Consider the following 26590-nt stretch of genomic DNA (forward strand, 5'->3'; position numbering starts at 1 on the left):
CCGCGTCAGCCGACCGCCCTCGCCGCCGCCCTGCCCGCCGCCCGGCCCGAGAAGATGCAGCCGCCCAGGAAGGTGCCTTCCAGGGAGCGGTAGCCGTGGACTCCGCCGCCGCCGAAGCCGGCCGCCTCGCCCGCCGCGTACACGCCCTCCAGGGGTTCGCCGCCCTCCGTCAGGACGCGGGAGTCGAGGTCGGTCTCCAGGCCGCCGAGGGACTTGCGGGTGAGGATGTTGAGGCGTACGGCGATGAGCGGGCCGGCCTTCGGGTCGAGGATGCGGTGGGGGGCGGCCGTGCGGATGAGCTTGTCGCCCAGGTACTTGCGGGCGCCCCGGATCGCCGTGACCTGGAGGTCCTTGGTGAAGGCGTTGGCGATCTCGCGGTCGCGGGCGGTGATCTCGCGGCGGAGGGCCGCCTCGTCGATGAGGGGCTCGTCGGTGAGCGCGTTCATGCCCCGGACGAGGGCCGGGAGGTCGTTCTCGACGACGAAGTCGACGCCCTTGTCCATGAACGCCTGGACCGGGCCCGGCACGTCGGCGCGGGCGCGGCCGAGGACGTCACGGACGGACTTGCCGGTGAGGTCGGGGTTCTGTTCGGAGCCGGAGAGGGCGAACTCCTTGCCGATGATCCTCTTGTCGAGGACGAACCAGGTGTGGTCGTGGCCGGTCCGCGTGATGTGTGCGAGGGTGCCGAGGGTGTCGAAGCCGGGGAACAGCGGGACGGGCAGCCGCTTGCCGGTCGCGTCCAGCCAGAGGCTGGACGGTCCGGGCAGGATGCGGATGCCGTGCCGGGCCCAGATGGGGTTCCAGTTCTCGATGCCCTCGGTGTAGTGCCACATGCGGTCGCGGTTGATGTGGTGGGCGCCCGCCTTCTCGGCGATGCCCAGCATCAGGCCGTCGACGTGGGCGGGCACTCCGGAGAGCATCCGGGCGGGCGGCGTGCCGAGGCGCTCGGGCCACTGCGCGCGGACCAGGTCGTGGTTGCCACCGATGCCGCCGGAGGTGACGATCACGGCCTGGGCGCGCAGTTCGAAGGTGCCGGTGGTGGTGCGGGTGCTCGCGGTGCCCCGGGCGGCGGTGGAGGGTTCCAGGATTTCGCCGGTGACGGTGTCGACGGCTCCGGCGGTGCGGCCGAGGGCGGTCACCCGGTGGCGGAAGCGGAGCTGGACGAGGCCCCGGGCGACGCCCTCGCGGACCGTGCGCTCGAAGGGGGCGACGAGGCCGGGGCCCGTACCCCAGGTGATGTGGAAGCGGGGTACGGAGTTGCCGTGGCCGTTGGCGTCGTAGCCGCCGCGCTCGGCCCAGCCGACGACGGGGAAGAACCGCACCCCGCGCGCGTGGAGCCAGGAGCGCTTCTCTCCGGCGGCGAAGTCGACGTACGCCTCGGCCCACTTCCTCGGCCAGTGGTCCTCGGTCCGGTCGAAGCCGGCCGTGCCGTACCAGTCCTGGAGGGCGAGGGCGTGGCTGTCCTTGACGCGCATCCTGCGCTGCTCGGGCGAGTCGACGAGGAAGAGCCCGCCGAAGGACCAGTGGGCCTGGCCGCCGAGGGACTGTTCGGGTTCCTGGTCGAGCAGGATCACGGTGCGGCCGGCGGCGACCAGCTCGGCGGTGGCGACGAGCCCGGCGAGGCCGGCCCCGATCACGATCACATCAGCGTCGTAGGACATGGACCGCATCTTGGATACACGGATGTATCGAGTCAACCGTTTCACCGATCGGCGACCCCTCCCGTTTTCTAATGTCCGGCATTAATATGAACGCATGGCGAGAACATCGGGGCCCGAGACCCGGGAGAAACTGATCCGCGCGGCGGAGGAGCTCTTCGCCGCCCAGGGCGTGCTCGGGGCGCAGTTGCGGGACGTCGTGGGCCGCGCCGGGCAGGCCAACCCGTCCGCCGTGCAGTACCACTTCGGCTCCCGGGCCGGGCTGCTCGACGCGGTGATGACCGGCCGCCAGGCACGTACGGAGAGCGTGCTCGCCCCGCTGCTCGCGGCGGCCCCCGACGAGCTGCGCGCCCTGGTCACGGCCCTCGTCACGGCGGAGGCGAGCGAGCTGCGCACCGCGTCGGGGCGGCGCTGTCTGCGGATCTCCGCGCAGCTCAGCCATGAGAGCGGTGTACGCGCCCGCACCCCCCATCCCACGCTCGCCGGCACCGGCTACTGGCGTCTGATCGAGCGGATCGGGGACCGCCTCGCCGCCGACGGGCTGCCTGAGCCGCTGCTCCTGGAGCGCCTCGACCTGGCGCTGACCGTGGTGGGCGCGGCGATGGCGGACCGGGCCCGGCAGTACCTCGACGGCACGGAACCCCTCACCGGCGAGGCGCTCTTCCTCGCCGATCTGGTCGAGACCACCACCGCCCTGCTGCGAGCCCCGCAGCCGGAGCAGGCGCACCCCCTTCCTCGAAAGGATGCTTCATGAACGACCTCACCGGCAGGACCGTGCTCGTCACCGGCGGCGCCCGCGGCCTGGGGGCCGAGGCCGCCCGGCAGGCCCTGGCGGCCGGAGCGAACGTCGTGATCACCGACGTCCTGGACGAGGAGGGCAGGGCGACCGCCGACGCGCTCGGCGAGCGGGCCCGCTTCCTCCACCACGACGTGACCTCCGAGGAGGAGTGGGCGGCGGCCGTCGCGTACGCGGTCGCGGAGTTCGGCGGGCTGCACGGCCTGGTCAACAACGCGGGCATCTCCACCGGCGCCTTCCTGGAGACCGAGTCCGTCGAGCACTTCCGCAAGGTCCTCGACATCAACCTGACGGGCGTCTTCATCGGCATGAAGACCGCGATACCGGCGATGAAGGAGGCCGGCGGCGGCTCGATCGTCAACATCTCCTCGGCCGCCGGCCTGATGGGCCTCGCCCTGACCGCTGGGTACGGCGCCTCCAAGTGGGGCGTGCGGGGTCTGACGAAGATCGGCGCGGTGGAGCTCGGCACGGCGGGCATCCGCGTCAACTCCGTCCACCCGGGCATGACGTACACCCCGATGACGGCCTCCGTCGGCATCGAGCGCGGCGAGGGCAAGTACCCGAACACTCCGATGGGCCGGGTCGGTGAGGCCGGCGAGATCGCGGGCGCGGTCGTCTTCCTGCTCTCGGACGCCTCCTCGTACGTGACCGGCGCGGAGCTCGCCGTCGACGGCGGCTGGACCACCGGCCCGACGGTCAAGTACGTCATGGGGCAGTGAGCGGTGGGTCCGCGGGGGCTTTTGCTTGGATGGGGGCATGAGCGCCGCTGAAGAGATTCTCGATGTCGTCGACGAGCACGACCGGGTGATCGGACAGGCCCCGCGGGGTGAGGTGTACGCGCGGGGTCTGATCCACCGCTGCGTCTTCGTCCGGGTCCGGGACGCCGAGGGCCGGGTCTTCGTCCATCGCAGGACCCCGACGAAGCTGGTCTTCCCCTCCCTGTACGACATGTTCGTCGGCGGGGTCGTCGGCGCGGGCGAGTCCTACGACGAGGCCGCGCTGCGGGAGGCGGAGGAGGAGCTCGGCGTCTCCGGGCTGCCCCGTCCCGAACCGGTCATGCGCTTCCTGTACGACTCCGAGGGCGTGGCCGGGAAGTGGTGGTCGGCGGTGTACGAGGTCCGCTGCGAGCTGCCCGTCCACCCTCAGGTGGAGGAGGTCGCCTGGCACGGCTTCCTCACCGACGGGGAGCTGGCCGAGCGGCTCGGCACCTGGGAGTGGGTGCCGGACGGGCTCGACGCGTACGAGCGGCTGCGGGCCCTGGAGGCGGGTGGCGGGCGCGGGGCCGGCCGCTAGGGTGCACGTGTGAGCGACTTCGTGCAGAGCCTGCGGCTGTGGTTCGCCCCGCAGCGGATCCGGGACGAGGGAGAGACCCCCGACTACCGCTTCTCCCTCGCCAACGAGCGGACCTTCCTCGCCTGGATCCGGACCGCGCTCGCCCTGGTCGGCGGCGGATTCGCCGTGGACCAGTTCCTGCCGGACCTGCGCTGGGGCGTACGGGTCGGACTGGCGCTCGCGCTGCTCGCGGCCGGGGTCCTGTGCGCGCTGCGGGCGGTGAACCACTGGGTGCGCTGCGAGCGGGCGATGCGGCGCGGCGAGGACCTGCCCGGGTCCCGGTTCCCCGCGCTGCTGAGCCTCGCCGTGGCGGTGGTGGCGCTCACGATGGTGGTGGTCGTGGTCTTCGGCTGGACGGGGCGGTGACGGAGGGGGCCGATCCGGGGGGCGGGGCTGAGGCACGTGACCCCGGGGCGGGGGCGGCCGAGGTTCGCGATCCCGGGCTTCAGCCGGAGCGGACGCGGCTCGCGTGGCGGCGTACGACCCTGTCGTGCACGGTGGTGGCGGTCCTCGCCGTCAAACTGGCCGTCCACGGCGACGTCACGGCGGTGGGGCTGACCGGCCTCGCCCTTTCGGCGCTGGTGTGGATCGGTTTCCTGGCCGTCGCCCATCGCCGGATCCGGTCCCTGAGCGCGGCCAGGCCGCGGGCCCTCTCGCACCGGGGCGCGCTGTTCGCGACGGCGTGCACGATCGCGCTCGCCGTCTTCGGGGCGGCGATGATCTGGTGACCCGGCCGTGCGCCGCGGGGAGAGGCACGAGTCGGGCAAACAGGGACTAGTAGCGCATTCGCGGCTAGCCTGGAGGTGTCAGCCGACCCCTCACAGAGGCCATGTCATGACCGTTCTCCACACCGAACACCCCACGCACACCCACACCCACGGCGCGGACTGCGGCCACCAGGCGGTGACCCACGAGGACCACGTCGACTACGCGCACGACGGGCATCTGCACCGCGAGCACTCCGGGCACTGGGACGAGTGCGAGAAGTCCGGCCACGTCGCCCACGACGGGCACGCGCACGAGCACGGGCCGGAGTGCGGACACCAGGCGGTGACGCACGGGAACCACGTCGACTACGTGCACGACGGGCACCGGCACGCGGCCCACGACGGCCACTGGGACGACCACTGAGCCGTGCCGCCTTCCCCCGGGCTCGGGCCGACTGGCAGGCTGCGCCTGTCCAGTCGGGCTCTCAACCGGGGGAACTCCTGTGTCTGCCACCGATCCCTACGTCGTCGCGCTCGCTCCGAAGGTCCATGCCTTCGTCCAGCCCGACGGCGGGTGGTGCCTGAACAACGCCGGCTTCCTCGGCGACGCGCGCGAGTCACTCCTCGTCGACACCGCCGCCACCGAGCGGCGGGCGCGGCTGCTGCGCGAGGCGGTGCTCGCCGAGGGACTTCCGCTGCCGGGGACCGTCGTCTCCACCCACCACCACGGCGACCACACCTACGGCAACGGCGTGTTCCTGCCGGAGGCGCGGGTCGTGGGGCACGAGAACTGCCGGAGCGAGCAGCTCGCGGCCGGCCACCAGCTCCATCTCCTGTGGCCGGGGACCGACTTCGGGAAGGTCGACATCCTGCCGCCGTCCGTCACCTACCGCGAACGGCTGACGCTGTACGTCGGGGACATCGAGGTGCGGCTGATCCACCCGGGCGTCGCGCACACCACCGGCGACTCGATCGTGCACCTCCCCGCAGAGGGCGTGGTCTTCACCGGTGACCTGGTCTTCCACGGCGGGACGCCGTTCGTGCCGATGGGTTCGCTCGCCGGGTCGCTGCGCGCGCTGGACCTGCTGCGGTCGCTCGACGCGCCGACGGTGGTCCCGGGGCACGGGCCGGTGACCGACCCCTCGGTGTACGCAGCCACGGAGCGGTATCTGCTCTGGGTGCGGGAGCTGGCCGCCGAGGGGTACGCGGAGGGGGCGACGCCGCTGGAGACTGCGCGGCGGGCGGAGCTCGGCGAGTTCGCCGCGTGGCGGGAGAGCGAGCGGCTGGTGGCGAACCTGCACCGGGCGTACGCGGAGCTCGACGGCCTTCCGGAGGGCTCGCCGCTCGATCCGGTGGGGGTCTTCGGGGACATGGCGGCGATGAACGGCGGGGAGCAGGTGGCCTGCCACGCGTAGCCGTTGGGCCAGCGGCGGGGTGCGGGGTGTGGGGTTCAGGCGCAAGGGGCGGAGGCGCCCGCCAGGGCGCCGTTCCGTTGTGCCCACCCGTTCCGCCCCAGCGGAACGAATGCCCACAACGAAGAGTCACCACTTGCCTGGGGTCCAGTTCGGGTCCGCGGCGTGCATCGCCGCCCTGTCGTCGCGGTTTCGCAGGGTGCCGTCGTCTTCGAGCCAGCGGCGGTGGAGGGCGGCGAGTGCCGTGCGGTCGAGGTCGATGCCGAGGCCGGGGGCGTCGGAGACGGTGAGCCGGCCGTCGTGGAAGACGGGGCGGGTGGTGACGACATCCTCGGTCTGCCACGGGTAGTGGGTGTCGCAGGCGTGGTGGAGCTCGGGCAGGGTGGCGGCGACCTGGGTCATGGCGGCGAGGCTGATGCCCAGGTGGGTGTTGGAGTGCATGGAGAGCCCGACGCCGTACGTGCGGCAGAGCGCGGCCAGTTCGCGGGTGCGCCCGAGCCCGCCCCAGTAGTGGTGGTCGCAGAGGACGATCCGTACCGCCCCCTTCGCGAAGGCCTCCGGGACCTCCTCGAAGGTGGTCACGCACATGTTGGTGGCGAGCGGCACGTCGGTGCGGGCGGCGATCCCGGCCATGGCGTCGGTGCCGCTCGCGGGATCCTCCAGGTATTCGAGTACGTCCTCGAGTTCGCGCGCCACGGCGAGCGAGGTCTCCACGGACCAGGCGCCGTTGGGGTCGAGGCGGAGCGGGCGGCCGGGGAACGCCTCGGCAAGCGCGCGGATCGCGGCGACCTCCTGCTCGGGCTCGAACACCCCGCCCTTGAGCTTGAAGGAGCGGAAGCCGTGGAGGCGGTCGAAGCGGCGGGCCTGGGCGACGATTCCGGCGGGGTCGAGGGCCGGGCCCCAGTCGTCCCCCGGCAGCTCCCGGCCGGCCGCGTCCGGGTGGGCGGCCCAGCGGTAGAAGAGGTAGGCGCTGTACTCGACGGTGTCGCGGACCTTGCCGCCGAGCAGGGCGTGGACGGGCAGGCCGAGCGTCCTGCCGAGCGCGTCGAGGCAGGCGGTCTCGAAGGCGGAGACGACGGAGAGGCGGAGCTTGTCGGCGGTCCGGACCCCGCGCAGTCCGGCGGCGTCGACGCCCGCGTCCGGTTCCTGGACAGCCCCGGTCGGCGCGGCCGCCGCGGCCAGGGCGAAGAGGGCGTTCATGTCCGTGACCGGGTGGCCCGGGAGCGCCTCGGCCAGCGGCCGGGCGAGGTCCAGGTAGACGCTGTCGCCGTAGGTCTCGCCGAGACCGCTCACCCCTCCCCTGGTGATCACTTCGACCACAAGGCGGGGCGTGTAGGGCTGGTGGACTCCTTGGACGTTGAGGAGAGGCGGGTCGGAGATGAGGATCGGGGTCAGCCGGACTTCGTCGACGATCAGCTTCGCATCCATATGTGAACCCTATTCAGGGATACGACTCGACACCAGAGTGCGGCAGGGCTTTCCCCGCGCCCCCTCTGGACGACATACCGACTGGTCGGTCATCATGAACGCCGACCGAAGCCGATCCGGAGGTACGTACGCATGAGTTCCGCCCCGCCGCCAGGCCTCGACCCCGAGCAGCTGCGCCGCTTCCTCGACCGCGAGCGCCCCGGCCTGGTGTCCGGCCCCCTCGAAGCCCGGCTGATCGAGGGCGGCCGGTCGAACCTGACGTACGTCGTGACCGACGGCGCCGGGCGCTGGGTCGTCCGCCGACCGCCGCTCGGCCACGTCCTCGCCACCGCCCACGACATGCGGCGCGAGCACCGCGTCATCAGCGCCCTGCACAGCACGGACGTACCCGTCCCGGAGACACTGCTGCTCTGCGAGGACGACTCCGTGCTCGGGGCGCCCTTCTACGTCATGGAGTTCGTCGAGGGCACGCCGTACCGCTCGGCCCGTGAACTCGCCCCGCTCGGCCCCGAGCGCACCCGTGCCGCCCTCCTCGGCCTGGTCGACACCCTGGTCGACCTGCACGCCGTGGACCCGGCCGCCGTCGGTCTCGGCGACTTCGGGCGCCCCGAGGGCTTCCTCGACCGGCAGCTGCGCCGCTGGGGCAAGCAGCTCGACGCCTCGCGCGGCCGTGAACTGGCCGGGATCGACGAGCTGCACGCCGCCCTCGGCCGCTCCCTCCCGGCGTCCGGGGCGCCGACGGTGATCCACGGCGACTACCGGCTCGACAACGTCCTCATCGACGGGGACGACCGCATCCGGGCCGTCCTCGACTGGGAGATGTCCACCCTCGGCGACCCGCTCACCGACCTCGGTCTGCTCGTCATGTACAGCACGCCGCTCGACCTGCCCGACTCCCCCGTCTCCACGACCGCCACGGCACCCGGACACCCGAGCGCCGCCGAACTCGTCGAGCGCTACGCGGCCCGCTCGGGCCGCGACACGTCCGCCCTCGCCTGGTACACGGCCTTCGCCTGGTTCAAGCTCGCCGTGATCCTGGAGGGCATCCACTACCGCTGGACCCTCGGGCAGACCGTCGGCGCGGGCTTCGACCGCATCGGCGACCTCGTCCCCGTCTTCATCGAGCACGGCCTCACCACCCTCCAGGAAGGCTGATCCGTCATGGACTTCGCGTACGACGCCCGCACCGAGGAACTGCGGGCGAAACTCCTCGCCTTCATGGACGAGCACGTGTACCCGGCCGAGGCGGTCGCCGAGGAGCAGCGCGCCCGGCTCGCCTCCCCCTGGGACACCCCGGCGGTCGTCGAGGAGCTCAAGGCCGAGGCCAGGCGGCAGGGGCTGTGGAACCTCTTCCTTCCCGACGAGGAGTACGGGGCGGGGCTCACCAACCTCCAGTACGCGCCGCTCGCCGAGATCACCGGCCGCAGCCCGCACCTGGCCCCCACCGCCCTCAACTGCGCCGCCCCGGACACCGGGAACATGGAGCTGCTCGCCCAGTTCGCCGACGAGGCGCAGAAGAAGCAGTGGCTCGGGCCGCTCCTCGCGGGCGAGATCCGCTCGGCGTTCGCGATGACCGAGCCCGAGGTCGCCTCCTCCGACGCGACGAACATCGAGACGCGGATCCGGCGCGACGGCGACTCGTACGTCGTCGACGGCCGCAAGTGGTACATCTCCGGGGCCATGAACCCCGACTGCGGGATCTTCATCGTCATGGGCAAGACCGACCCCGACGGGCCGGACCTCCGCCGCCAGCAGTCGATGATCCTCGTCCCCCGTGACACCCCCGGCGTCGAGGTGCGGCGCGCGATGCGGGTGTACGGGTACGAGGACCACTCCCACGGCGGCCACGCCGAGGTGCTCTTCGACGGGGTGCGGGTGCCGGCCGCGAACCTGATCGGCGAGGAGGGCGGCGGCTTCGCCATCGCGCAGGCCCGGCTCGGCCCCGGCCGCATCCACCACTGCATGCGGCTCATCGGGATGGCCGAGCGGGCCGTCGAGTTGATGTGCCGGCGCGCGGTCTCCCGTACCGCCTTCGGCAAGACGCTCGCCCAGCAGGGCGTCGTGCAGAACTGGATCGCGGACGCCCGGGTGACGATCGAGCAGCTGCGGCTCCTCGTCCTCAAGACGGCCTGGCTGATGGACACCGTCGGCAACCGCGGCGCGCACACCGAGATCCAGGCCATCAAGATCGCGACCCCGCGCGCGGTCGTCGACATCATCGACAAGGCCGTGCAGGCCCACGGGGCGGGCGGGGTGTCGCAGGACTTCCCGCTGGCCGAGCTGTGGGCGGCGGCGCGCACGCTGAAGCTCGCGGACGGGCCGGACGAGGTGCACCAGCGGTCGCTGGCGCGGCGGGAGCTGAAGAAGTACCTGTAGCGGTGGCCGTACGAGGGAGGGGCCCACGACCGTTCGGTCGTGGGCCCCTCCGTCGCGTACGCCCTTCAGGGGCGGAGCGCCCTGAGCAGGAGGTCGGCGAGGTGGCCCGCGACCTGCTCGGGGGTGAGCGGGCCGTCCGGGCGGTACCAGGTGGAGAGGTGGTGCACCGAGCCGAAGTGGTAGTCGACGACCAGGTCGGCGGGGGTCGCCGAGGAGAACACCCCGGCCTGCTGACCCTCCTCGATCAGGGCGCGGAACCGTTCGTGGTAGCGGCGCCGCTCGGATCGGACCTGCTTGTTCTTCTCCGGGCTGAGGTGGTGCATGGAGCGGAAGAAGATGGCGGCGTCGTCGAGGTTCTCGATGGTGGTGACGACGACGTCGGCGGCGGCGTCGCGCAACCGGTCCTCGATGGGCGCGTCGGCGTCCGCGTACGCGTCGAGGCGTTCCTGCTGGAGGCGCAGCACGCGGGCGTAGACCTCCTGGAGGAGGTCCTCCTTGGAGCCGAAGTAGTGGTAGAGGGCGCCCTTGGTGACCCCGGCGGCCTCGACGATCTCCTGGACGGACGTGCGGTCGTAACCCTGCTCGGCGAAGAGCCGGGTGGCGGCGGCGAGGAGCCTCTGGGGGACGGGGGTGCCGCTCCCGTCCGTCGTCCTGGCCATGCTCCGCCGCCTTCCGTGGTGATCGTTTTCGGTCATGGGGAACGTGTTCCCGCCGGTAGATCTTCCCATCCGCCGGGGTCCGCGCCGACGAGGGCTATCGGGTGCCCGTCTCCCAGGCCTGCTGGACGTGGTTCATGGTGGAGAGCCAGCGCTCGGGGTCGGTGGCCCGGTTGCGGTAGTAGCCGGCGACCTCGGGGTGCGGCAGGACGAGGAACCGGTCGGCCGCGACGGCGTCGAGGAGGGCGTCGGCGACGTCCTCGGGCTCGATGGCGGTGGGGGCGAGGACGAGTTCGCCGGCCGTCCCGGCGGCGGTGAGCATGTCCGTACGGACGCCCTGCGGGCAGATGGCGTGGACCTTGAGGCCGCGGTGCCGGTAGGTGAGGGAGAGCCATTCGGCGAAGGCGTACGCGCCGTGCTTGGAGACGCTGTACGGCGCGGCGCCGATCATGGTGAGCAGGCCGGCGGCCGAGACGGTGGAGACGAACCGGCCGCTGCCGCGCTCCAGCCACTCCGGGAGGAGGGCGCGGGCCGCGCGGACATGGGCCATGACGTTGACGTCCCAGGCGGCGGCCCACACGTCCTCGTCGGCGAAGGCGTCGCCGGGCGAGGAGAGTCCGGCGTTGGCGCACCAGATGTCGACGGTGCCGCCGAGGGCCTCGCGGGCCTCGTCGACGACGGCGGAGGCGTCACCGGGGACGGCGAGGGCGCCGATCTCCTCGGCGACGGCCTTCGTACGGACGGGGTCGAGGTCGTTGACGACGACCCGGGCCCCTTCGGCGGCGAACCGGCGGGCGAGGGCGGCTCCGATGCCACCGCCCGCTCCCGTGACGACCACTCCGGCGCCCTGGACGACGCTCGCGCCCGTGCCCCCGCTCGTACCCGCACCCATGGCGTGATCCACCTCTCCGCGACGACGACCCGAACTGACGTGACCTGTCGACCGGCAGACTAACCGGTCGGTATGTCGGGAGGGAAGGGACCGGGCGGGGGTGACGGAGGTGCCGGACCCGGCGGGTCCCGCACGCCTCGTTCCCCGACGGCGTCAGGAGCGCTAGCGTGCGTGCCCATGTCACGTGCCCCGGCCGGGGACGGCGATCGAGGAGGTTTCCGCATGAGCCTGTCGCGACGGAGTCTGCTGGCCGCCGGAGGCGCGCTCGGGGCGGTGGCGGCCGCCGCGCCCACCGCCTCGGCGGCCGGGGAGCGGTCGGGCCGGCCCGGGGTGCGGACCGGGTTCGAGCGGCTCGCGGCCGACGGGTACGCCCTCCTCGCCGGCGAGCGGGTCGGCGTCGTCACCAATCCGACCGGCGTCACCCGGGACGCGCGGCACATCGTGGACGTGATGCACGCCGACGAGCGGGTGGACCTGGTCGCCGTCTTCGGACCGGAGCACGGCTTCCGCGGTACGGCCCAGGCGGGCGGCTCCGAGGGCAGGTACGACGACCCGGCGACCGGACTGCCCGTCTACGACACGTACCTGAAGAGCGGACAGCCGCTCGCGGACGTCTTCACCGCCTCCGGGGTGGACACCGTCGTCTTCGACATCCAGGACGTCGGCGCCCGCTTCTACACCTACATCTGGACGCTGTACGACTGCATGGCCGCCGCCGCCCTCGCCGGGAAGCGGTTCGTGGTCCTGGACCGGCCGAACCCGGTGACCGGGCGGGCGGCCCTCGGCCCCGTCCTCGACCGGGCGTTCGCCACGTTCGTCGGACGCGAGCCGATCGCGCAGGCGCACGGCATGACGGTGGCCGAGCTGGCCCGCCTCTTCGCGGGCGAGTTCCTGACCGCGCCCCTCGCCCTGGAGACGGTACGGATGTCGGGGTGGCGGCGCACGGACTTCTTCGACGCGACCGGGCTGCCCTGGGTGCCCCCCAGCCCCAACATGCCGACGCCGGACACCGCGCTCGTCTACTCCGGCACCTGCCTCTTCGAGGGGACGAACCTGTCCGAGGGCCGGGGCACCACCCGCCCCTTCGAACTCCTCGGCGCCGAGGGGATCGACCGGCGGTGGGCGGAGGCGGCGAACGCGCTCGGTCTGCCCGGGGTGCGGTTCCGTGAGGCGTACTTCGCGCCGACCTTCTCCAAGTTCCAGGGGAAGACGGTGGGCGGGGTGCAGCTGCACGTCCACGACCGGGACTCCTTCGACCCGGTACGGACCGGGATCGGGCTCCTGGTCACCGCCCGGAGCTCGTGGCCCGGCTTCGCCTGGCGGGCGGACCACTGGATCGACAAGCTGACCGGTTCGACCCGGGTCCGGACCATGATCGACGCCGGCGCGGGCGTGGACGAGACCGCGGGGGCGTGGCAGGCCGACCTGGCGGCCTTCCGGGCGGTGCGGAAGGAGTACCTGCTCTACCGGTGAGGCGGAGGGTGACCGGGGGCTGTGCCCGGGTAGGCACGGGCGCGGACCAGTGGCTGCCCCCGGGTCGGCACGGGTGCGGACCTGGGGCTGCCCCCCGGTCGGGACGGGTGCGGGCGGGATGTTCCCCGGGCGTCCCGCCGACCAAGCTGGCCCCATGAACCTCTCCTTACGCCGCCGGCTGCCCCTCGTCGGACTCCTGCTCGCCGCCTGCCTCGGCACCCTGGCTCCCGCCGCCGGCGCCACCGCGGCCCCGGCCGTGCCCGATCCCGCACGCGAACTCGCCCGCACCGCACAGCCCTTGGCCGATCTGCGTCCGCTCGACCGGATGATCGGCTCGGCCAAGGTCGTCGGGATCGGCGAGGCCACCCACAGCTCGGCGGAGTTCTTCACCACCAAGCACCGGATCTTCGAACACCTCGTGGAGCGGCGGGGCTTCACCACCTTCGCCCTGGAGGCCAACTGGTCGACCGGACTGCTCGTCGACGAGTGGGTACGCACCGGCCGCGGCGACATCCGGAAGATCATGCGGGACGAGTTCCAGGAGTCGTACCGCCTCTGGAACACCGAGGAGTACCTCGACCTGTTCCAGTGGATGCGGCGGCACAACCAGCTCCACCCCGGGCACCAGGTCCGCTTCATGGGCAACGACCTCGGCTACGCGGGCGGGAACGTCTTCGACGAGGTGACCTCGTACGTGGCCCGTGTCCACCCGGCGCTCCTCCCCCGCTTCCAGGAGCTGTACCGGGCCTCGCGCCCCAGCGGTGAGGTGGAGGCGTGGATGAAGGGGTACATGACCAAACCGCTGCCCGAACGGCGGCGGCTGGCCGCCGAGGTGAACGCCGCCCTCGCCCTCCTGGAGCGGCAGCGCCCCGGGAAGGACGCACGCGCGCGCGAGGCGGCGGCGTGGGCCGTCCAGCACGCGCGTGCCATCGCCCAGGTCGGCACCGAGTACGCCCACGACATCCTGACGGACGCCGGGATCGCCGAGGCGATGCTCTACCGCGACCGGGTCATGGCCGAGAACACCGTGTGGTGGCAGCGGCGGACCGGCGACCGGATCCTGCTCTCCGCGCACAACGGGCACGTCGGCTACGAGACCACGAAGCCGGACCAGTACCCGCGGCTCCAGGGCGCCTTCCTCCGGGACGCCCTCGGCCGGGACTACGTGAGCGTCGGCACCTCCTTCGGCCAGGGCTCCTTCAACGCGCACGACACCGAGGCCCCCGGCGAGCCGCTGCGGCCCTTCACCGTCGGCGCGCTCGGTCCCGACAGCAGCGCCCACACCCTCGACCGGGTCGCACCCGGCGCCTTCTACCTGGACCTCCGGCGCGCGACACCGGCGGCGCGGGACTGGCTCGGCACGCACCGGCCGACCCGGGGCATCGGGACCGCGTACCCCTGGCCCGGCGCCGTCGCCCCGGTCCGCCTCTCCACCGCGTACGACCTCCTCGTCCACTTCCCCCGGATCACGGCGGCCCGGCTGCGCTGACAGCGCGCCGCGCGTCTGGACGGGGCCGTGCGCGGGCATGCTGGCCATGGAGCCGCCGCCCGCGCGCGGGGCGCATTCGGCGCTGCGGCCCCCTCGACGTGGAGGGACGGGTCGGGCCGTGGCCGGGATGAGTGTGGAGCCGTACCAGGAGATCACTTTCGACAAGGAGGGCGACGGGCCGCCGGGGCAGACCGCGGCCCTCGCCGCACTGGCCCGGCGAGGGGTCACCGACCTGGTGGTCCTTGCCCACGGGTGGAACAACTCGCCCTCCGGCGCCACCCGCCTCTGTTCCGACTTCTTCGCCCCCTTCCCCGGTCTGCTCGCCCCCGGGGCCGAGGTCGGGTACGCGGGGGTGATGTGGCCGTCGATGATGTTCACCGGCGAGCCGGTCCCCGACTACCGGGCCCTCGTGACGGTCCTCCCGGAGAAGGAACCGGTCCTCGACCGGATCACCGAACTCCTCGTCACGGCACCGGCGGACGAGGGCGCGTTCGCCGAGTTCGGGGCGCTGCTGCGGGAGCTGGCGGACGTGCACGGCGGTGGTGGCCGGGAGCGCGCCGCCGGGTCGGGGGAGCCGGTGCCGGAGTTCCTGGTCGCGGACCCGGTGGAGGTCTGCGCCCTGTTCACGGAGGCGCTGGAGGGCGGCGCGGGCGCCGTACCCGAGGAGGGCTTCGGGGAGGGTCTGAAGCGGTACTGGAAGGGCGGCCGGGAGGCCCTTCGGCAGGCCACGTACTACGTGATGAAGAAGCGGTCCGGGCAGGTCGGCGAGGCCGGGCTCGGGCCCCTCCTCGGTGAGGTCGCCCGGGCCGCCCCCGGCCTCCGCGTCCATCTCGTGGGCCACAGCATGGGCGCCCGGCTCGTCGCGCACGCGCTGAAGGGGCTGCCGTCGGGGGCCCGTCCCGTCGCCTCCGTGACCCTCCTCCAGGGCGCCTTCTCGCACTACGCGTTCGCGGGGAGGCTGCCGCACGACCCCCGGCGGTCCGGCTCGCTGCGGGACATGCAGGAGCGGGTCCGGGGGCCCCTGGTGGCCTGCTACTCGCGGCACGACACGGCACTCGGGGTGATGTACCCGCTGGCGTCCCGGCTCGCGCGCGACTCCGAGTCGCTCGGGGCCGCCGCGTCCGGCCTGCTGGGCTCGGGCGACCCGCGCTGGGGCGCGATCGGTCACGACGGCGTCCAGGCGGTACCGGGCACGGTGGTACGGAACCTTGCGGCGGTCCTGCGCGAGGGCGTGCCGGCGTCGGGGTGCGTGAACGTGGACGCGGCGGAGGTCGTTCTGTCGCACAGCGACATCTGCCGTCCCGAGCTGGCCCGGGTGGTGGTGTCGGCGGCGGGGGCGGGCCGCTAGGACCTGGGCGTATAGCTGGTCGAACGCCTGGTCAGGCGCCTGCTCAGCGGTGCGCGGCCTCGGCGGACGCGCGGGTTCCGCCAGGTCTCAGGGGCCTCTCGCGCACCACTGATGGCTGCCATCCGTATTTCGATGGAACACGGCGGGCCGCTCGTTCGTCCCTCTGATACCGCGGAAGGACCAGCGACGGAGGTGGCGGGAGATGGCCGGTTTCCGGAGTCTCGCGAGACAGGTGCGCGATCCGGGGTGCGACACGGCGCTGCGCAGGTACTCGCTGCGCAAATGCCTGGAGCGGTTCGCGCCGTACGGGCACCGGGCGACATGGGACCACCTGTGCCGGCGGCACAGGTTCGGACCCGAGGACCGGGAGCTGGACCCGGGGCGGCTGATCGCCGCGCTCGACGAGCTGGAGGAGGCGCGGGCCGTGTGGCTCGCGTACGAGGAGGAGTTCGCGGCCCGGCGGCGGCGTGAGAAGCAGGAGGGCCTGCGCGGTCTCGGGGCGGTCGACGACTGGCACCGCCGGGTCTGGGGAGGCAACGGGGTGGTGCGGTGCGGTGATCCCGCGGTGCACCCGTCGGACCCGCTGCCGGAGGTGCTGCGGCGGCTGATCACGGCCCTGGAGCGCGGGCCCGGCGAGAGGTGCCCGGTGTGCGCGGGGCCGCGGATCGAGTGGGCAGGACCCGCCGAGCCGTACGAGCCATGGCTCGGCCCGGTCTGCGGGGACTGCGGGGTGGGCGTGCCGCGTACGGTGCTCACCTCGGGGGCGCTGGCCCGCGCCCGCGGGGAGCGGAGCAGGCCGCTGGCGTCGGCGGCGTGAGCGGTGCGGCCGGTGTCTGAGGTACGGGTGGGGCGTCTGGCGTCTCAGGTGCTTCGGGTACCGCAGGGGCCACCGGTCCCCCACGTGCTCCAGGCGTGTCTCAACGGCCTGCGCGGGCCCGGTGATTCGGCCGCGGTCCCGATGTCGCCGGAGTCGCTCGCGGAGTCCGCGGCGCGGGCGGTGGCGGCCGGGGCCCGGGAGGTGCGGGTGTACCCCCGTACGCCGTGCGGGGCGGTCTCGCTCTCGCCCCGGGTGCTCACCCCGGTCCTGGAGGCGGTCCGGGCCGCGGCCGGCACCCGTACCGCGGCCGCGAACGGCGTCGCGAGCGCCCGGGTGCGGGTGGCGACGGCGATGGCCGCCGAGACCGATCCGGGGCGCCGGGTGGAGCGGATCCGCTCCTGGCCGGTGCTGCCCGACCTCGTGTCGGTGGCCTGGCACGAGCCGGACGCCGAGGAGGTGGCGGCGGCGCTCCTCCAGCGGGGCGTCGGGGTGGAGGCCGCCCTGCGGTCGGGCACGGACGGCCCGGCCCGATTCGCCCGCTCACCCCTCGCGCCCCGGGTACGGCGGATCGTCGCGGCAGTGCCGTACTCCCCGACGGGGACGCGGACAGGGGCCGAGGCCGCCGCGCGCTCGCTCCTGGCGGCGCTCGTCATCCCGCCCGGCGTCCCGGTGCTGCTGCACGGCGAGGAGGGCGGCGCGTGGCCGGTGCTGCGGCTCGCCCGCCGTCTGGGCCTCGCGGCGCGGATCGGGTTCGAGGACACCCTGCTGCTGCCGGACGGCACCCCGGCACGCTCCAACGCCGAGCTCGTGACGGCGGCTCTCGGCAGCTAGGGCGTGTCCGGCGGATCAGGACCCCGGCCATGATCCGCCGGACACGCCCTAGGGCGTGTCCGGGCCTGGCCGGCGGACCGGCAGCAGGCGGGAGCCCGCGATCCGTTCGCCGACGACGTCGTCGGGGTTGGACAGGACGCAGGTCTCGAGCGAGAGGCAGCCGCAGCCGATGCAGTCCGTCAGGTGGTCGCGGAGCCGGCCGAGCTGGGTGATGCGCTCGTCGAGCTCGGCGCGCCAGGCCGCCGAGAGCTTCGCCCAGTCGTCGTTGGTGGGGGTGCGCTCCTCGGGGAGCTGGGCGAGCGCCTCGCGGATCGTGGCCAGCGGGATGCCGACCCGCTGGGCGGCGCGGACGAAGGCGACCCGGCGCAGGGTGTCACGGCCGTAGCGGCGCTGGTTGCCGGTGGTGCGGCGGCTGCTGATGAGCCCCTTCGCCTCGTAGAAGTGGAGGGCGGAGACGGCGGCCCCGCTACGGGCGGAGAGCTGGCCGACGGTGAGTTCGTGGATCTTCTCTGGAATCTGCGGCACCCCGCGACCCTACTGGTCCGTCGACCGGCCGCCTCCGCCCGTCCGTTGACAGCGCCCCCCTCACCCCCACATGCTGAGCAAGCGCTTAGATACCGACCGTTGGGTATGCCGTACCGAAGGGAACAGGAACATGGCCGAGCCGAGGATCTTCACCTCCGCCGACGAGCTGCGCGCGGGGGTCGGCGAGCAGTTGGGACACAGCGACTGGCTGGAGATCGACCAGAAGCGGATCGACCTCTTCGCGGAGGCGACCGGGGACCACCAGTGGATCCACGTGGACCCGGAGCGCGCGGCCTCCGGCCCGTTCGGGACGACCATCGCGCACGGCTATCTGACCCTGTCGCTGCTGCCGGTCCTCGTCCCGCAGGTCCTGAGGGTCGAGGGCATGAAGATGGGCCTCAACTACGGCACCGAGAAGGTGCGTTTCCCCGCTCCCGTGCCGGTCGGTTCGCGGCTGCGGGCCACGGCCGTCCTGACGAAGGTCGAGGAGGCGGGCGGCGGCGTGCAGGTGACGGCGGCGGTGACGGTGGAGCGCGAGGGCGCCGAGAAGCCGGTCTGCGTCGCCGAGTCGGTCTCCCGTTACTACTTCTGAGCGCCGACCATCCTGAGCACGAGGTCGGCGTAGAGCGCGCCGACCTCGTCGGGCGTCCGGCGGCCCTGGGTGTTGAACCAGCGCGAGACGTCGATGCAGAGGGAGAGCACGGCGACCGTCGTGCCGGACACGTCGGGCACGTCGAACTCGCCCGCCGCCACGCCCTCGTTGATGACGCGGCGCACCACGGCGTCCGACCTGCGGCGCAGTTCCACGATCTCGGCGCGGTGTTCGGGGCCGAGGGCGTCGAGTTCGTACTGGACGACCCGGGCCGTCGTGTGGCGCTCGGCGTGCCAGCGGACGAAGGAGCGGACGGCGTCGGCGAGGCGCTCGGCGGCCGTACCGTCGGCGTCGGCCGCGGCCGTGAGGATCTCGAGCGCCCGGTCGTGGCCGATCCGGCTGATCCGGTGGAGCAGCTCTTCCTTGGTCTTGTAGTGGATGTAGAGCGCGGCCGGGCTCATCCCGGCGCGGCCGGCGATGTCCCGGGTGGTGGTGGCGTGGTAGCCGCGCTCGGCGAACGCCTCGACGGCGGCCACCAGCAGCCGCCGGGCAGCCTCGGGCGTGACCTCGCCCCAGGGCATGTCCTCCACCCCGGGGGTCTCCTCCGCCGCGCTCATCCCACACTCCTTCTCGGACCCCGTCAGGACCAACACCATACAACGAGGGTGAGCAAGCGCTTAGAGCTTCTGGAAGGGGTCGTGCTCGGCGAGGAGCTTCTCCAGCCGGGCCTGGTCGACGCGGCTGACGATCTGCCCGGCCTCCTGGCGGTCGCGGACGACCTTGGCGAGCGTGAACGCCGAGGTCGTGAGGTAGAGGACCGAGACGGCGAGGAAGGCCCGCACCCAGGCGCTCGCCTCCAACTGGAAGATCCCGATGGACACGGCCGCGAGGGCGAGCCCGAAGGAGAGGACGGCCTGCGTGTAGTAGGCGGCGGTGTTCTGCTGCTTGACCGGTGTGTCGCTCATGTCGGACAGCATCGGCCGGATGTGGCCGGTGCCACATCCGTCCGCGTACTCAGCGGCGTACTCAGAAGCCGGGGATCAGAAGGCCGACACCCCCGTCAGCGCCCGTCCGATGATGAGCTTCTGGATCTGGCTCGTGCCCTCGTACAGGGTCATCACGCGCGCGTCGCGGAGCAGCTTGCCGACCGGGTACTCGTCGATGTAGCCGTAGCCGCCGAAGACCTGGAGGGCGTTGTTCGCGGCGCGGACGGCGGCCTCGGAGGCGTACAGCTTCGCCTTGGAGGCGGCGGTCGCGAAGTCCTGGCCGCGGTCGATCAGGTCGGCGACCCGCCAGGTCAGCAACCGGGCGGCGTCCACGTCGACGGCGATGTCGCTGATCAGCTCCTGGACCAGCTGGTACGAGGCGATGGGCTTTCCGAACTGCTCGCGCTCCCCCGCGTACCGCACGGCGGCGTCGAGGGCGGCCTGCGCGATGCCGACGCAGCCCGCGGCGACCGACATGCGCCCCTTGGCGAGGGCGGACATGGCGACGGTGAAGCCCTTGCCCTCGGGGCCGAGCATGGCGCCGGCCGGGACGCGGACGCCGTCGAGGACGAGTTCGGCGGTGGCCTGGCCGCGCAGGCCGAGCTTGCCGTGGACGGGGCGGCGGGTGAGGCCGGGGGTGTCGGTGGGGACGAGGAAGGCGGAGACGCCCTTGTGGCCGGGGGTGTCGTTGGTGCGGGCGAAGAGCAGCACGACGTCGGCCCAGGTGCCGTTGGTGATGAACATCTTGGTGCCGTCGATGGCGTAGTCGTCCCCGTCCCGTACGGCCCTGGTGGCGAGGTTCCCGGCGTCGGAGCCGGTGCCGGGTTCGGTGAGGCCGAAGCAGCCGAGTGCCTCGCCGGAGGCGAGCCGGGGCAGCCACGCCCGCTTCTGCTCCTCGCTGCCCCACGCGGCGACGGTCTTGGCGACCAGGCCGAGGGAGACGGAGACGATGCCGCGCACGGAGGAGTCGCCGCGGCCGAGTTCCTCGGTCACGAGGCAGTACGCGAGGTGGTCGCCGCCCGAGCCGCCGTACTCCTCCGGGAGGGTGAGCCCGAGGAAGCCGACGGCACCGAGCTTCTTCACGATGGCCCGGTCGACCTCCTCGGCGCGGTCCCACGCCACGGCGTGCGGGGTCACCTCGCGCGCGACGAAGTCCTCGGCGAGCCGCCGTACGGCCTCCTGCTCCTCGCTCAGCGCCAGATCCACCGTGCACCCCTCACTCGGGCCGCTGCCCGGTCCCCGGTGCGGCCGTCGGTCACGCGGGCCGCTGCCCGGCTCATTAATTACCACTGCTAGTTTTTTCTGCGCGGGCCTACTATGTGCGCCATGGCCCGACCGCGCAAGCCCCTGCTCAGCCGAGACCGCATCGTCGAGACGGCGGGCGCGCTCGTGGACGCGGAGGGCCTCGGCGCGCTCTCCACCCGCCGGCTCGCGGCCGAACTCGGGGTGAGCGGACCCTCGCTCTACAACCACTTCCGCACGAAGGACGAGATCCTCGACGCCGTCGCCGACGCGGTCAGCGCGAAAATCGACCTGTCGATGTTCGCGGAGGCGGACGGCCGGGACTGGGTGACGGCGCTGCGGGACTGGGCCGTGTCCTACCGCGCCGCCCTCGCCGACCACCCGCACATCGTCCCGGTCCTCGCCCAGGGACCCGGCCGCCGCCCGGCCGGCCTGCGCGTCGCGGACGCCGTCTTCGGCGCGATGGTCCGCGCGGGCTGGCCGCCGGCCCAGGCCACCTCCATCGGCGCGCTGATGCGGTACTTCATCACCGGCTCGGCGCTGGGCTCCTTCGCCCGCGGCTTCGTCGACGACGAGTCGGCCTACGACCCGGCCGACTACCCCCACCTCGGCCAGGCGCACCTCCTCGCGGAGCACCGCCAGAAGGTCGACGAGGGCGCCTTCGACACGGGGCTGCGGGCCCTGCTCGACGGGCTGCGGCTCCAGTACGCGGCCCTCGGCCGCCGGCCCGGGACCTCGATCGGCACTTCGGCCACCACCGAAGCGTGAGTGCGGGAGCCTTGGCGCATGGCTGCCAGTGACCTCGCCGCGCTCGCGGCGCTCCTCGCGGACGAGACCCGCGCCGCGTTCCTGCTCGCCCTGCTCGACGGACGGGCCTGGACCGCCGGGGAGCTCGCCCGGCACGCGGGCGTGGCGCCGTCCACCGCGAGCGAGCACCTCGGCAAACTCGTCTCCGGCGGGGTGCTCACGGAGGAGCGGCAGGGGCGCCACCGGTACGTACGCCTCGCCGATCCCGGGATCGCGCACCTCGTCGAGGACCTCGCCGCCCGGTCCGAACCGGCGGTGGCCGCGCCGCCCCGCTCCCTGGGGGCGGCGAGCGCCGGGCGGGCGATGGCCCGGGGACGGACCTGCTACGACCACCTCGCCGGACGGCTCGGCATCGTCGTCACGGAGGCGATGACCCTGCGCGGGCTGCTGCGCCAGGACACCGGTTTCGCGCTGACGGACCGGGGTCTCGCCTGGTTCGACGAGCTGGGCGTTCCCCTCGTACGCCGGGGGCGGCGGCCCGTCGCGCGCGGCTGCCTCGACTGGACCGAACGGCGACCGCACCTCGCGGGGGTCGCGGGCGCCGCGCTGTGCCGGCACGCGCTGGACGCCGGGTGGTGCGTACGGATCGGCTCGGAGCGGGCCGTGAAGGTGACCGTGGAGGGCGAGAGCGCGCTGTACGCGTCCCTGGGCATCGCCCCGGCGGAACTGCGGTGACATCGCGGCGAGTCGGGGCGGCACACCTCCCCGGGGGGCCGCGCGATATTGCGGTGACCGCCGAAGCGTCCGCGTCCTACGGTCGGGCCATGCAGAAGCAATCCTCGCGGCTCGCCTTCGCGGCCGCCGGCGTCACCGTCGTCCTCTGGGCCTCCGCCTTCGTCTCCATCCGCAGCGCCGGGGAGGCCTACTCGCCCGGCGCCCTCGCCCTCGGCCGGCTGCTCGCGGGGGTCCTGGTCCTCGGGACCGTCCTCCTCGTCCGGCGCGAGGGGCTGCCGCCGCGGGCGGCCTGGCCGGGGATCGTGGTCTCGGGGCTGCTCTGGTTCGGGGTGTACATGGTGGTGCTCAACTGGGGCGAGCAGGAGGTCGACGCGGGCACGGCCGCGATGGTGGTGAACATCGGGCCGATCCTGATCGCGCTGCTCGGCGCCCGGTTCCTCGAGGAGTCGCTGCCGCCGCGGCTGCTCGCGGGCATGGCGGTCTCCTTCGCCGGCGCGGTGACCGTGGGCCTTTCGATGTCCGCCGGGTCCTCCGGCGGGCACGCCTCGGTGCTCGGAGTGCTGCTCTGCGTCCTGGCGGCGATGGCGTACGCGGGCGGGGTCGTGGCCCAGAAGCCGGCCCTCGCGCACGGCAGTGCGCTCCAGGTGACGACCTTCGGGTGTCTGGTGGGGGCGGTGGCCTGCCTGCCGTTCGCCGGGCAGCTGGTGGAGGAGGCGGGCCGCGCCCCGCTGTCGGCGACCCTCAACATGGTCTATCTGGGCGTGTTCCCGACCGCGCTCGCGTTCACGACCTGGGCCTATGCCCTGGCGCGTACGACCGCCGGGCGGATGGGCGCGACGACGTACGCCGTGCCCGCTCTCGTCGTGCTGATGGCGTGGGTGTTCCTGGGCGAGCTGCCGGGGCTTCTCACCCTCGCCGGGGGCGCGCTGTGCCTGGCCGGTGTGGCCGTTTCGCGCTCGCGGTCCCGGGCTTCGGCCGCCGCCGGAACGGCTGGATCCACCTGACAGGCCATACCTCCGGTTCCGGTCACTTCACGGACGGGAGGCGCGCGGCGGGCGCCCGCGACCTGGGGAGGAGATGCCCGTCAAGCCCCAGTTTCGGCCCGTGGGAAGGCGAGGCACGTTTCGCCGCCGCCCGGCCGGATAGTTTCGAGTCGGTCACAGGCGTGGGCCGGAACATAACGCTCCGGCACCTTCTCGCAAGCCCGACGGGGGAGCTCATGGCGATACAGCAGCGGGCGGAACGTACGAGACAGGAGATCCTGTCGGCAGCGGCGCGGGTGTTCGACGGCCTCGGGTACGAGCGGGCGTCCCTGGCCAGGATCGCCGGCGAGGCCCGGGTCACCACCGGGGCGCTCGTCTTCCATTTCGCGACGAAGGCGGATCTGGCGACGGCGGTCCGCGGACGGGCCCGCGCGGTCACCCGGATCACGGTCGAGTCGGCCTGTCTGTCCACCGAGGGTGTGGGGGGCACCGCGATCGACAAGCTGGTGATCGCCACGCACGCGCTGATCCGGCTCTTCGAGACCGATCCCATGGCACGGGCCGGCGAACGCCTCGCGCGGGAGCTCCAGTTGACCGACCCCGGCTTATCCGGGGACTGCCCCTGGCGTCGCGAGGTGGCCCGCCTGGCGCGCTTCGCCGCGGCCGAGAAGGCCCTGCGCCCCGGAGTCGACGCGACGGCGGTCGCGGCGCTGATCGGTTATGTGATCACCGGGGTCGAGCTGGAGATGCGCTGCCCGAGCACACCGTCGGACGAGGCCTGGTCCACCGAGGAGGAGCCCAGGACCGCCGAGACCGGCGCCCTGCACTGCCCGGCCGAGCAACGGCTCGGCCGGATCTGGAAGTTGATCCTGCCGGGCCTGGTCCACCCGGCCCCGCAGGTCCCCTAGGGCAGGCGGGCCCGGTCCACCCGGCCCCGCACATCCCCTAGGGCCCCTCCGGCTCTGATCCGCCGACACCTCCCCGCCCCTGACCCGGCTCACTCCCCCGAGCGCAGCAGCTGGCGGGCGAAGAGTGAGAGGGAGCGGCCGATGCGCTCGGTCGACAGGCCGAGTTCGTGCCGCTGGAACTGGAAGAGCTCGGGTGACAGAGGGCCGAGCGCGATGTCGATCAGCGGGTCCGGGTCCTGGACGCCGTGGTCGACGAGCAGGGTGCGGACGTGGACGCGCCAGAAGCCGTAGGCGCCCGTCCGGAAGCGCGCGGGGCCGGTCTCCGCCCCCAGCGCCAGCGGCAGATGCCGTTCGAGCAGGTCGAGCATCGCCAGGTAGAAGGCCGCGAGCCGCTCCCCGGCGGGCGCGCCGGGGCCCAGCGGCGGCGGACCGTAGATGAGCTGCCCCTGGAGCCTGCGCTCGTGCTCGTCGAGCAGGGCGACGGCGACCGACGACGGATCGGGGAAGCTCCGGTACAGGGTGGCGCGGCCCACCCCGGCAGCCTTGGCGATCTTGTCCATGGTGACCGACCGCGGGTCCTGCTCGGCGAAGAGCCGCTCGGCCGCGGACAGGATCTGGGCGCGGTTGCGTTCCGCGTCCGCGCGCCGACGCGGAGCGACCGGCTGTTCGTCGACCGCCTGGAGATCGCCGAGGAGCCCGCCGACCCGGTGCACGGAGGCGGCTCCACGACCGCGCTGCTCGTCCTCGCTCATGGACCAGACCTTACTTGCCTCGGAGCTAAGTGGACACCTTGTCCGCTTGCTGGGTGTCATGGCATGCTAAACGGACTCAGTGTCCACTTACCCGCTCGCCATCCCGCCCCAGGGAGATCAAGATGCACACCGCGCTCCTCGCCGCGGCCCTGCTGGTCGGCTGCCTCCTGGCCGTCCAGGCCTCGGTGAACCTCCAGCTCAACTCGGCCGTCGGCACCCCGTACGGCGCCTCGACCATCCAGCTCGGCGTCGCGACCGGTCTGCTGACCGTGCTCGCGGTGGCGGCCGGAGCCCTCGGCGCGCTCGGCAAGCTGCCCGACGTCGAGGCCTGGCAGCTCCTGGGCGGTCTGGCCAGTCCGCTCTACATCACCAGCGGCATCCTGCTCTTCCCCCGGCTCGGAGCCCTCGCCGCCGTCGGACTCTTCGTCACCGGCCAGATGTTCGCCTCGCTCGCGCTCGACCTCTTCGGTCTCCTCGGGCTCGAACAGAAGGACCTCAGCGCCGGGATCGTCATCGGCGCCCTGGCGGTGCTCGCCGGCATCGTCGTCATCATCCGGGGCATGAAGGCCGCCGCGCCTCCCGGCGCGCCCAGGATGTCGAGCGCCGGCCGCGTCGGCTGGCTCGCCCTCGGTGTCGTCGCCGGCGCCGTGCTCCCCGTACAGGGCGCGGTCAACGCCCAGCTGCGCGCCCAGCTCAAAGAGCCCATCACCGTCGCCGTGATCAGCTTCGCCGTGGCGACCTTCACCATCGCCGTCGTCCTGCTCGTGCTCTACGCGACCCGGCGCACCCCCAAGCCGAAGATCGCGCCGCTGAAGAAGATGCCCTGGTGGGGCTGGCTCGGGGGTGCCTGCGCCGCCGCCTACGTGACCGGGACCTTCCTGCTCATCCCCTCCATCGGGGCGGCGGTGACCATCGCGCTCACCGTGACGGGACAGCAGCTCACCTCGGCCCTGATCGACCACAAGGGCCTCTTCAAGCTCCCCCAGCGCTCCCTCACGAAGCCGCGCGCCCTAGGTCTCGTCCTGCTGATCGCCGGATCCCTGATCATCCAGCTCGTCTGACCGCGGGTCGATCACGCGTCATGAAAGGTGTGTCATGAGAGCGTCCTACACCGCCGGGCCGGACATCCACGTCCTCCCCTCGGCGCTGCCCATACCGGGCCTCGGCGACCAGCCGGTGAACGCCTTCCTCGTACGCTCCGGCCAGCCGCTCCTCGTGGACACCGGCATGCCCGTGGACCGGGAGGACTTCCTCGACTCCCTCTGGTCGCTGATCGAGCCCGCCGATCTGCGCTGGGTCGCCGTCACCCACGACGACCGCGACCACACCGGAGCCCTCGCGGACATCCTGGCGGCCGCGCCGCACGCGAAGGTGCTCACCAACGCGTTGTCGGTGACGCGAATATCGGAAGAGTTCAGCATTCCGCAGGACCGGGTGGTGACCGCCAACCCGGGAAGTCGGGTGAAAATCGGCGACCGTGAGCTGAGTTTCCACCGGCCCCCCACCTTCGATTCACCCGGAACTCTCGCCGTGTTCGACCACTCCGATGGAACGCTCTACAGCTCCGACAGTTTCGGTACCGTCATCGAGGAAATCAGCGAGGACTTCGCCGATCTCCCCGAGGAGGAATTCTTCCACGGCTTCGACGTGCTGAACCGGGCGATAGCACCGTGGACCGCTCTGGTCGACGAGGCGAAATTCCTCCGCCCGGTGCGCGAACTGGCGGCCCTGCGTCCCACGCGGCTGCTCAGCGCCCACGGGCCGACCGTCCGCGAGGACGCCGTACTGCGGCTCTTCCGGGCGATGGCCCGCATCCCCTCCCTGCCCGCCTGGCTGCCGGGCGCCGACCTCGACCTCGAGGCGGCGCTCGACGCCGTCGAGTCCCCTGCCGGCTGAGCCCGCTCC

30 protein-coding genes are annotated in these 26590 nt (G+C 73.0%); 21 read left to right on the top strand and 9 right to left on the bottom strand.

Annotated elements, in window-relative coordinates; all coding sequences use genetic code 11:
- Positions 1–5: 5 nt before the first annotated feature.
- Positions 6–1661 carry an FAD-binding dehydrogenase gene (locus ABT034_RS21960; RefSeq protein WP_351217664.1) on the bottom strand — a complete coding sequence of 552 codons (1656 nt, stop codon included), beginning with the start codon at positions 1659–1661 and terminating at the stop codon, positions 6–8.
- 94 nt (positions 1662–1755) lie between these two features.
- Between ABT034_RS21960 and ABT034_RS21965 the strand changes: the two genes are divergently transcribed.
- The 7 genes from ABT034_RS21965 (at position 1756) to ABT034_RS21995 (ending at position 5908) form a co-directional block, all read left to right on the top strand.
- Positions 1756–2412: a TetR/AcrR family transcriptional regulator gene (locus tag ABT034_RS21965; RefSeq protein ID WP_351217666.1), complete on the top strand. Its 657-nt coding sequence runs from the start codon at positions 1756–1758 to the stop codon at positions 2410–2412.
- The gene (locus ABT034_RS21970) at positions 2409–3173 is read left to right on the top strand and encodes a glucose 1-dehydrogenase (protein ID WP_351217668.1); all 765 of its coding nucleotides are present in this window, start codon (positions 2409–2411) and stop codon (positions 3171–3173) included. Before ABT034_RS21965 ends, ABT034_RS21970 begins: the two co-directional genes overlap by 4 nt.
- Before the next feature lie 37 nt (positions 3174–3210).
- A complete protein-coding gene (locus ABT034_RS21975) occupies positions 3211–3747 on the top strand; it encodes an NUDIX domain-containing protein (protein WP_351217670.1) in 537 nt (178 codons plus the stop codon).
- A 9-nt stretch (positions 3748–3756) separates the two neighbouring features.
- On the top strand, positions 3757–4152 hold the full coding sequence (locus tag ABT034_RS21980; protein ID WP_351217672.1) for a YidH family protein: 396 nt from the start codon (positions 3757–3759) through the stop codon (positions 4150–4152).
- On the top strand, positions 4149–4514 hold the full coding sequence (locus ABT034_RS21985; protein ID WP_351217674.1) for a DUF202 domain-containing protein: 366 nt from the start codon (positions 4149–4151) through the stop codon (positions 4512–4514). Before ABT034_RS21980 ends, ABT034_RS21985 begins: the two co-directional genes overlap by 4 nt.
- Before the next feature lie 106 nt (positions 4515–4620).
- Positions 4621–4917: a hypothetical protein gene (locus tag ABT034_RS21990; RefSeq protein ID WP_351217676.1), complete on the top strand. Its 297-nt coding sequence runs from the start codon at positions 4621–4623 to the stop codon at positions 4915–4917.
- Between the two features lie 79 nt (positions 4918–4996).
- On the top strand, positions 4997–5908 hold the full coding sequence (locus ABT034_RS21995) for an MBL fold metallo-hydrolase (protein ID WP_351217677.1): 912 nt from the start codon (positions 4997–4999) through the stop codon (positions 5906–5908).
- Between the two features lie 126 nt (positions 5909–6034).
- Here the strand turns inward: ABT034_RS21995 and ABT034_RS22000 are convergent, their stop codons facing one another.
- Positions 6035–7333 carry an enolase C-terminal domain-like protein gene (locus ABT034_RS22000; protein WP_351217679.1) on the bottom strand — a complete coding sequence of 433 codons (1299 nt, stop codon included), beginning with the start codon at positions 7331–7333 and terminating at the stop codon, positions 6035–6037.
- A 132-nt stretch (positions 7334–7465) separates the two neighbouring features.
- On the opposite strand from ABT034_RS22000, the gene ABT034_RS22005 reads away from it, so the two are divergent.
- Entirely contained in the window at positions 7466–8488 is a 1023-nt protein-coding gene (locus ABT034_RS22005; protein WP_351217681.1) for a phosphotransferase, read from the top strand.
- A gap of 6 nt (positions 8489–8494) precedes the next feature.
- Positions 8495–9709: an acyl-CoA dehydrogenase family protein gene (locus ABT034_RS22010; protein ID WP_351217683.1), complete on the top strand. Its 1215-nt coding sequence runs from the start codon at positions 8495–8497 to the stop codon at positions 9707–9709.
- Between the two features lie 65 nt (positions 9710–9774).
- Here the strand turns inward: ABT034_RS22010 and ABT034_RS22015 are convergent, their stop codons facing one another.
- Complete coding sequence (locus ABT034_RS22015; protein ID WP_351217685.1) at positions 9775–10368, bottom strand: TetR/AcrR family transcriptional regulator; 594 nt, start codon at positions 10366–10368, stop codon at positions 9775–9777.
- 94 nt (positions 10369–10462) lie between these two features.
- Positions 10463–11257 carry an SDR family oxidoreductase gene (locus tag ABT034_RS22020; RefSeq protein WP_351217687.1) on the bottom strand — a complete coding sequence of 265 codons (795 nt, stop codon included), beginning with the start codon at positions 11255–11257 and terminating at the stop codon, positions 10463–10465.
- A gap of 222 nt (positions 11258–11479) precedes the next feature.
- On the opposite strand from ABT034_RS22020, the gene ABT034_RS22025 reads away from it, so the two are divergent.
- The 5 genes from ABT034_RS22025 (at position 11480) to ABT034_RS22045 (ending at position 17215) form a co-directional block, all read left to right on the top strand.
- A complete protein-coding gene (locus tag ABT034_RS22025; protein ID WP_351217689.1) occupies positions 11480–12730 on the top strand; it encodes an exo-beta-N-acetylmuramidase NamZ family protein in 1251 nt (416 codons plus the stop codon).
- A gap of 154 nt (positions 12731–12884) precedes the next feature.
- On the top strand, positions 12885–14219 hold the full coding sequence (locus ABT034_RS22030) for an erythromycin esterase family protein (protein ID WP_351217691.1): 1335 nt from the start codon (positions 12885–12887) through the stop codon (positions 14217–14219).
- 127 nt (positions 14220–14346) lie between these two features.
- Positions 14347–15567 carry an alpha/beta hydrolase gene (locus tag ABT034_RS22035; protein ID WP_351217805.1) on the top strand — a complete coding sequence of 407 codons (1221 nt, stop codon included), beginning with the start codon at positions 14347–14349 and terminating at the stop codon, positions 15565–15567.
- 202 nt (positions 15568–15769) lie between these two features.
- On the top strand, positions 15770–16384 hold the full coding sequence (locus ABT034_RS22040; RefSeq protein WP_351217693.1) for a hypothetical protein: 615 nt from the start codon (positions 15770–15772) through the stop codon (positions 16382–16384).
- 84 nt (positions 16385–16468) lie between these two features.
- A complete protein-coding gene (locus ABT034_RS22045) occupies positions 16469–17215 on the top strand; it encodes a 3-keto-5-aminohexanoate cleavage protein (RefSeq protein WP_351217695.1) in 747 nt (248 codons plus the stop codon).
- Positions 17216–17263: 48 nt separating this feature from the next.
- Here ABT034_RS22045 and soxR read toward each other — a convergent pair whose 3' ends face one another.
- Positions 17264–17740, bottom strand: a complete 477-nt coding sequence (soxR, locus tag ABT034_RS22050) for a redox-sensitive transcriptional activator SoxR (protein WP_351217697.1) — start codon at positions 17738–17740, stop codon at positions 17264–17266.
- A gap of 130 nt (positions 17741–17870) precedes the next feature.
- Here soxR and ABT034_RS22055 point away from each other — a divergent pair, with 130 nt between their 5' ends.
- Positions 17871–18332 carry a MaoC family dehydratase gene (locus tag ABT034_RS22055; RefSeq protein WP_351217699.1) on the top strand — a complete coding sequence of 154 codons (462 nt, stop codon included), beginning with the start codon at positions 17871–17873 and terminating at the stop codon, positions 18330–18332.
- On the opposite strand, the gene ABT034_RS22060 is transcribed toward ABT034_RS22055, so the two are convergent.
- The 3 genes from ABT034_RS22060 to ABT034_RS22070 form a co-directional block, all read right to left on the bottom strand.
- A complete protein-coding gene (locus ABT034_RS22060) occupies positions 18323–18949 on the bottom strand; it encodes a TetR/AcrR family transcriptional regulator (protein ID WP_351217701.1) in 627 nt (208 codons plus the stop codon). The genes ABT034_RS22055 and ABT034_RS22060 overlap by 10 nt on opposite strands.
- Positions 18950–19009: 60 nt before the next feature.
- On the bottom strand, positions 19010–19297 hold the full coding sequence (locus tag ABT034_RS22065) for a YiaA/YiaB family inner membrane protein (protein WP_351217703.1): 288 nt from the start codon (positions 19295–19297) through the stop codon (positions 19010–19012).
- A 75-nt stretch (positions 19298–19372) separates the two neighbouring features.
- Positions 19373–20524: an acyl-CoA dehydrogenase family protein gene (locus tag ABT034_RS22070; RefSeq protein WP_351217705.1), complete on the bottom strand. Its 1152-nt coding sequence runs from the start codon at positions 20522–20524 to the stop codon at positions 19373–19375.
- Between the two features lie 120 nt (positions 20525–20644).
- Between ABT034_RS22070 and ABT034_RS22075 the strand changes: the two genes are divergently transcribed.
- The 4 genes from ABT034_RS22075 to ABT034_RS22090 all read left to right on the top strand — a co-directional run bounded on the left by ABT034_RS22075 (position 20645) and on the right by ABT034_RS22090 (position 23933).
- The gene (locus ABT034_RS22075) at positions 20645–21328 is read left to right on the top strand and encodes a TetR/AcrR family transcriptional regulator (protein ID WP_351217707.1); all 684 of its coding nucleotides are present in this window, start codon (positions 20645–20647) and stop codon (positions 21326–21328) included.
- Between the two features lie 18 nt (positions 21329–21346).
- Complete coding sequence (locus tag ABT034_RS22080; protein WP_351217709.1) at positions 21347–22042, top strand: ArsR/SmtB family transcription factor; 696 nt, start codon at positions 21347–21349, stop codon at positions 22040–22042.
- A gap of 89 nt (positions 22043–22131) precedes the next feature.
- Positions 22132–23046 (top strand): DMT family transporter, encoded by a 915-nt coding sequence (locus ABT034_RS22085; RefSeq protein ID WP_351217711.1) that lies wholly within the window; start codon positions 22132–22134, stop codon positions 23044–23046.
- 215 nt (positions 23047–23261) lie between these two features.
- Positions 23262–23933, top strand: a complete 672-nt coding sequence (locus ABT034_RS22090; protein WP_351217713.1) for a TetR family transcriptional regulator — start codon at positions 23262–23264, stop codon at positions 23931–23933.
- A gap of 89 nt (positions 23934–24022) precedes the next feature.
- Here the strand turns inward: ABT034_RS22090 and ABT034_RS22095 are convergent, their stop codons facing one another.
- Positions 24023–24685: a TetR/AcrR family transcriptional regulator gene (locus ABT034_RS22095; protein ID WP_351217715.1), complete on the bottom strand. Its 663-nt coding sequence runs from the start codon at positions 24683–24685 to the stop codon at positions 24023–24025.
- A gap of 122 nt (positions 24686–24807) precedes the next feature.
- Here ABT034_RS22095 and ABT034_RS22100 point away from each other — a divergent pair, with 122 nt between their 5' ends.
- Together ABT034_RS22100 and ABT034_RS22105 are read left to right on the top strand one after the other, a co-directional pair.
- Entirely contained in the window at positions 24808–25746 is a 939-nt protein-coding gene (locus tag ABT034_RS22100) for a DMT family transporter (protein ID WP_351217717.1), read from the top strand.
- Between the two features lie 34 nt (positions 25747–25780).
- Positions 25781–26581, top strand: a complete 801-nt coding sequence (locus ABT034_RS22105; protein ID WP_351217719.1) for an MBL fold metallo-hydrolase — start codon at positions 25781–25783, stop codon at positions 26579–26581.
- The last annotated feature ends 9 nt before the right edge of the window (positions 26582–26590 follow it).

Source organism: Streptomyces sp. NPDC002773 (assembly GCF_040295605.1).
Classification (GTDB): domain Bacteria; phylum Actinomycetota; class Actinomycetes; order Streptomycetales; family Streptomycetaceae; genus Streptomyces.

Bases quoted from the DNA above. Each gene is read 5' to 3' on its own strand.
- ABT034_RS22065 (WP_351217703.1), bottom strand. From the start codon at position 19,297: ATGAGCGACACACCGGTCAAGCAGCAGAACACCGCCGCCTACTACACG.
- ABT034_RS22005 (WP_351217681.1), top strand. From the start codon at position 7,466: ATGAGTTCCGCCCCGCCGCCAGGCCTCGACCCCGAGCAGCTGCGCCGC.
- ABT034_RS21960 (WP_351217664.1), bottom strand. From the start codon at position 1,661: ATGTCCTACGACGCTGATGTGATCGTGATCGGGGCCGGCCTCGCCGGG.
- ABT034_RS21975 (WP_351217670.1), top strand. From the start codon at position 3,211: ATGAGCGCCGCTGAAGAGATTCTCGATGTCGTCGACGAGCACGACCGG.
- ABT034_RS22025 (WP_351217689.1), top strand. From the start codon at position 11,480: ATGAGCCTGTCGCGACGGAGTCTGCTGGCCGCCGGAGGCGCGCTCGGG.
- ABT034_RS22105 (WP_351217719.1), top strand. From the start codon at position 25,781: ATGAGAGCGTCCTACACCGCCGGGCCGGACATCCACGTCCTCCCCTCG.
- ABT034_RS22085 (WP_351217711.1), top strand. From the start codon at position 22,132: ATGCAGAAGCAATCCTCGCGGCTCGCCTTCGCGGCCGCCGGCGTCACC.
- ABT034_RS21990 (WP_351217676.1), top strand. From the start codon at position 4,621: ATGACCGTTCTCCACACCGAACACCCCACGCACACCCACACCCACGGC.
- ABT034_RS22040 (WP_351217693.1), top strand. From the start codon at position 15,770: ATGGCCGGTTTCCGGAGTCTCGCGAGACAGGTGCGCGATCCGGGGTGC.
- ABT034_RS22075 (WP_351217707.1), top strand. From the start codon at position 20,645: ATGGCCCGACCGCGCAAGCCCCTGCTCAGCCGAGACCGCATCGTCGAG.
- ABT034_RS22080 (WP_351217709.1), top strand. From the start codon at position 21,347: ATGGCTGCCAGTGACCTCGCCGCGCTCGCGGCGCTCCTCGCGGACGAG.
- ABT034_RS21970 (WP_351217668.1), top strand. From the start codon at position 2,409: ATGAACGACCTCACCGGCAGGACCGTGCTCGTCACCGGCGGCGCCCGC.
- ABT034_RS22015 (WP_351217685.1), bottom strand. From the start codon at position 10,368: ATGGCCAGGACGACGGACGGGAGCGGCACCCCCGTCCCCCAGAGGCTC.
- ABT034_RS21965 (WP_351217666.1), top strand. From the start codon at position 1,756: ATGGCGAGAACATCGGGGCCCGAGACCCGGGAGAAACTGATCCGCGCG.
- ABT034_RS22090 (WP_351217713.1), top strand. From the start codon at position 23,262: ATGGCGATACAGCAGCGGGCGGAACGTACGAGACAGGAGATCCTGTCG.
- ABT034_RS22030 (WP_351217691.1), top strand. From the start codon at position 12,885: ATGAACCTCTCCTTACGCCGCCGGCTGCCCCTCGTCGGACTCCTGCTC.
- ABT034_RS22055 (WP_351217699.1), top strand. From the start codon at position 17,871: ATGGCCGAGCCGAGGATCTTCACCTCCGCCGACGAGCTGCGCGCGGGG.
- ABT034_RS22060 (WP_351217701.1), bottom strand. From the start codon at position 18,949: ATGAGCGCGGCGGAGGAGACCCCCGGGGTGGAGGACATGCCCTGGGGC.
- ABT034_RS22035 (WP_351217805.1), top strand. From the start codon at position 14,347: ATGAGTGTGGAGCCGTACCAGGAGATCACTTTCGACAAGGAGGGCGAC.
- ABT034_RS22010 (WP_351217683.1), top strand. From the start codon at position 8,495: ATGGACTTCGCGTACGACGCCCGCACCGAGGAACTGCGGGCGAAACTC.
- ABT034_RS22095 (WP_351217715.1), bottom strand. From the start codon at position 24,685: ATGAGCGAGGACGAGCAGCGCGGTCGTGGAGCCGCCTCCGTGCACCGG.
- ABT034_RS22100 (WP_351217717.1), top strand. From the start codon at position 24,808: ATGCACACCGCGCTCCTCGCCGCGGCCCTGCTGGTCGGCTGCCTCCTG.
- ABT034_RS22020 (WP_351217687.1), bottom strand. From the start codon at position 11,257: ATGGGTGCGGGTACGAGCGGGGGCACGGGCGCGAGCGTCGTCCAGGGC.
- ABT034_RS22000 (WP_351217679.1), bottom strand. From the start codon at position 7,333: ATGGATGCGAAGCTGATCGTCGACGAAGTCCGGCTGACCCCGATCCTC.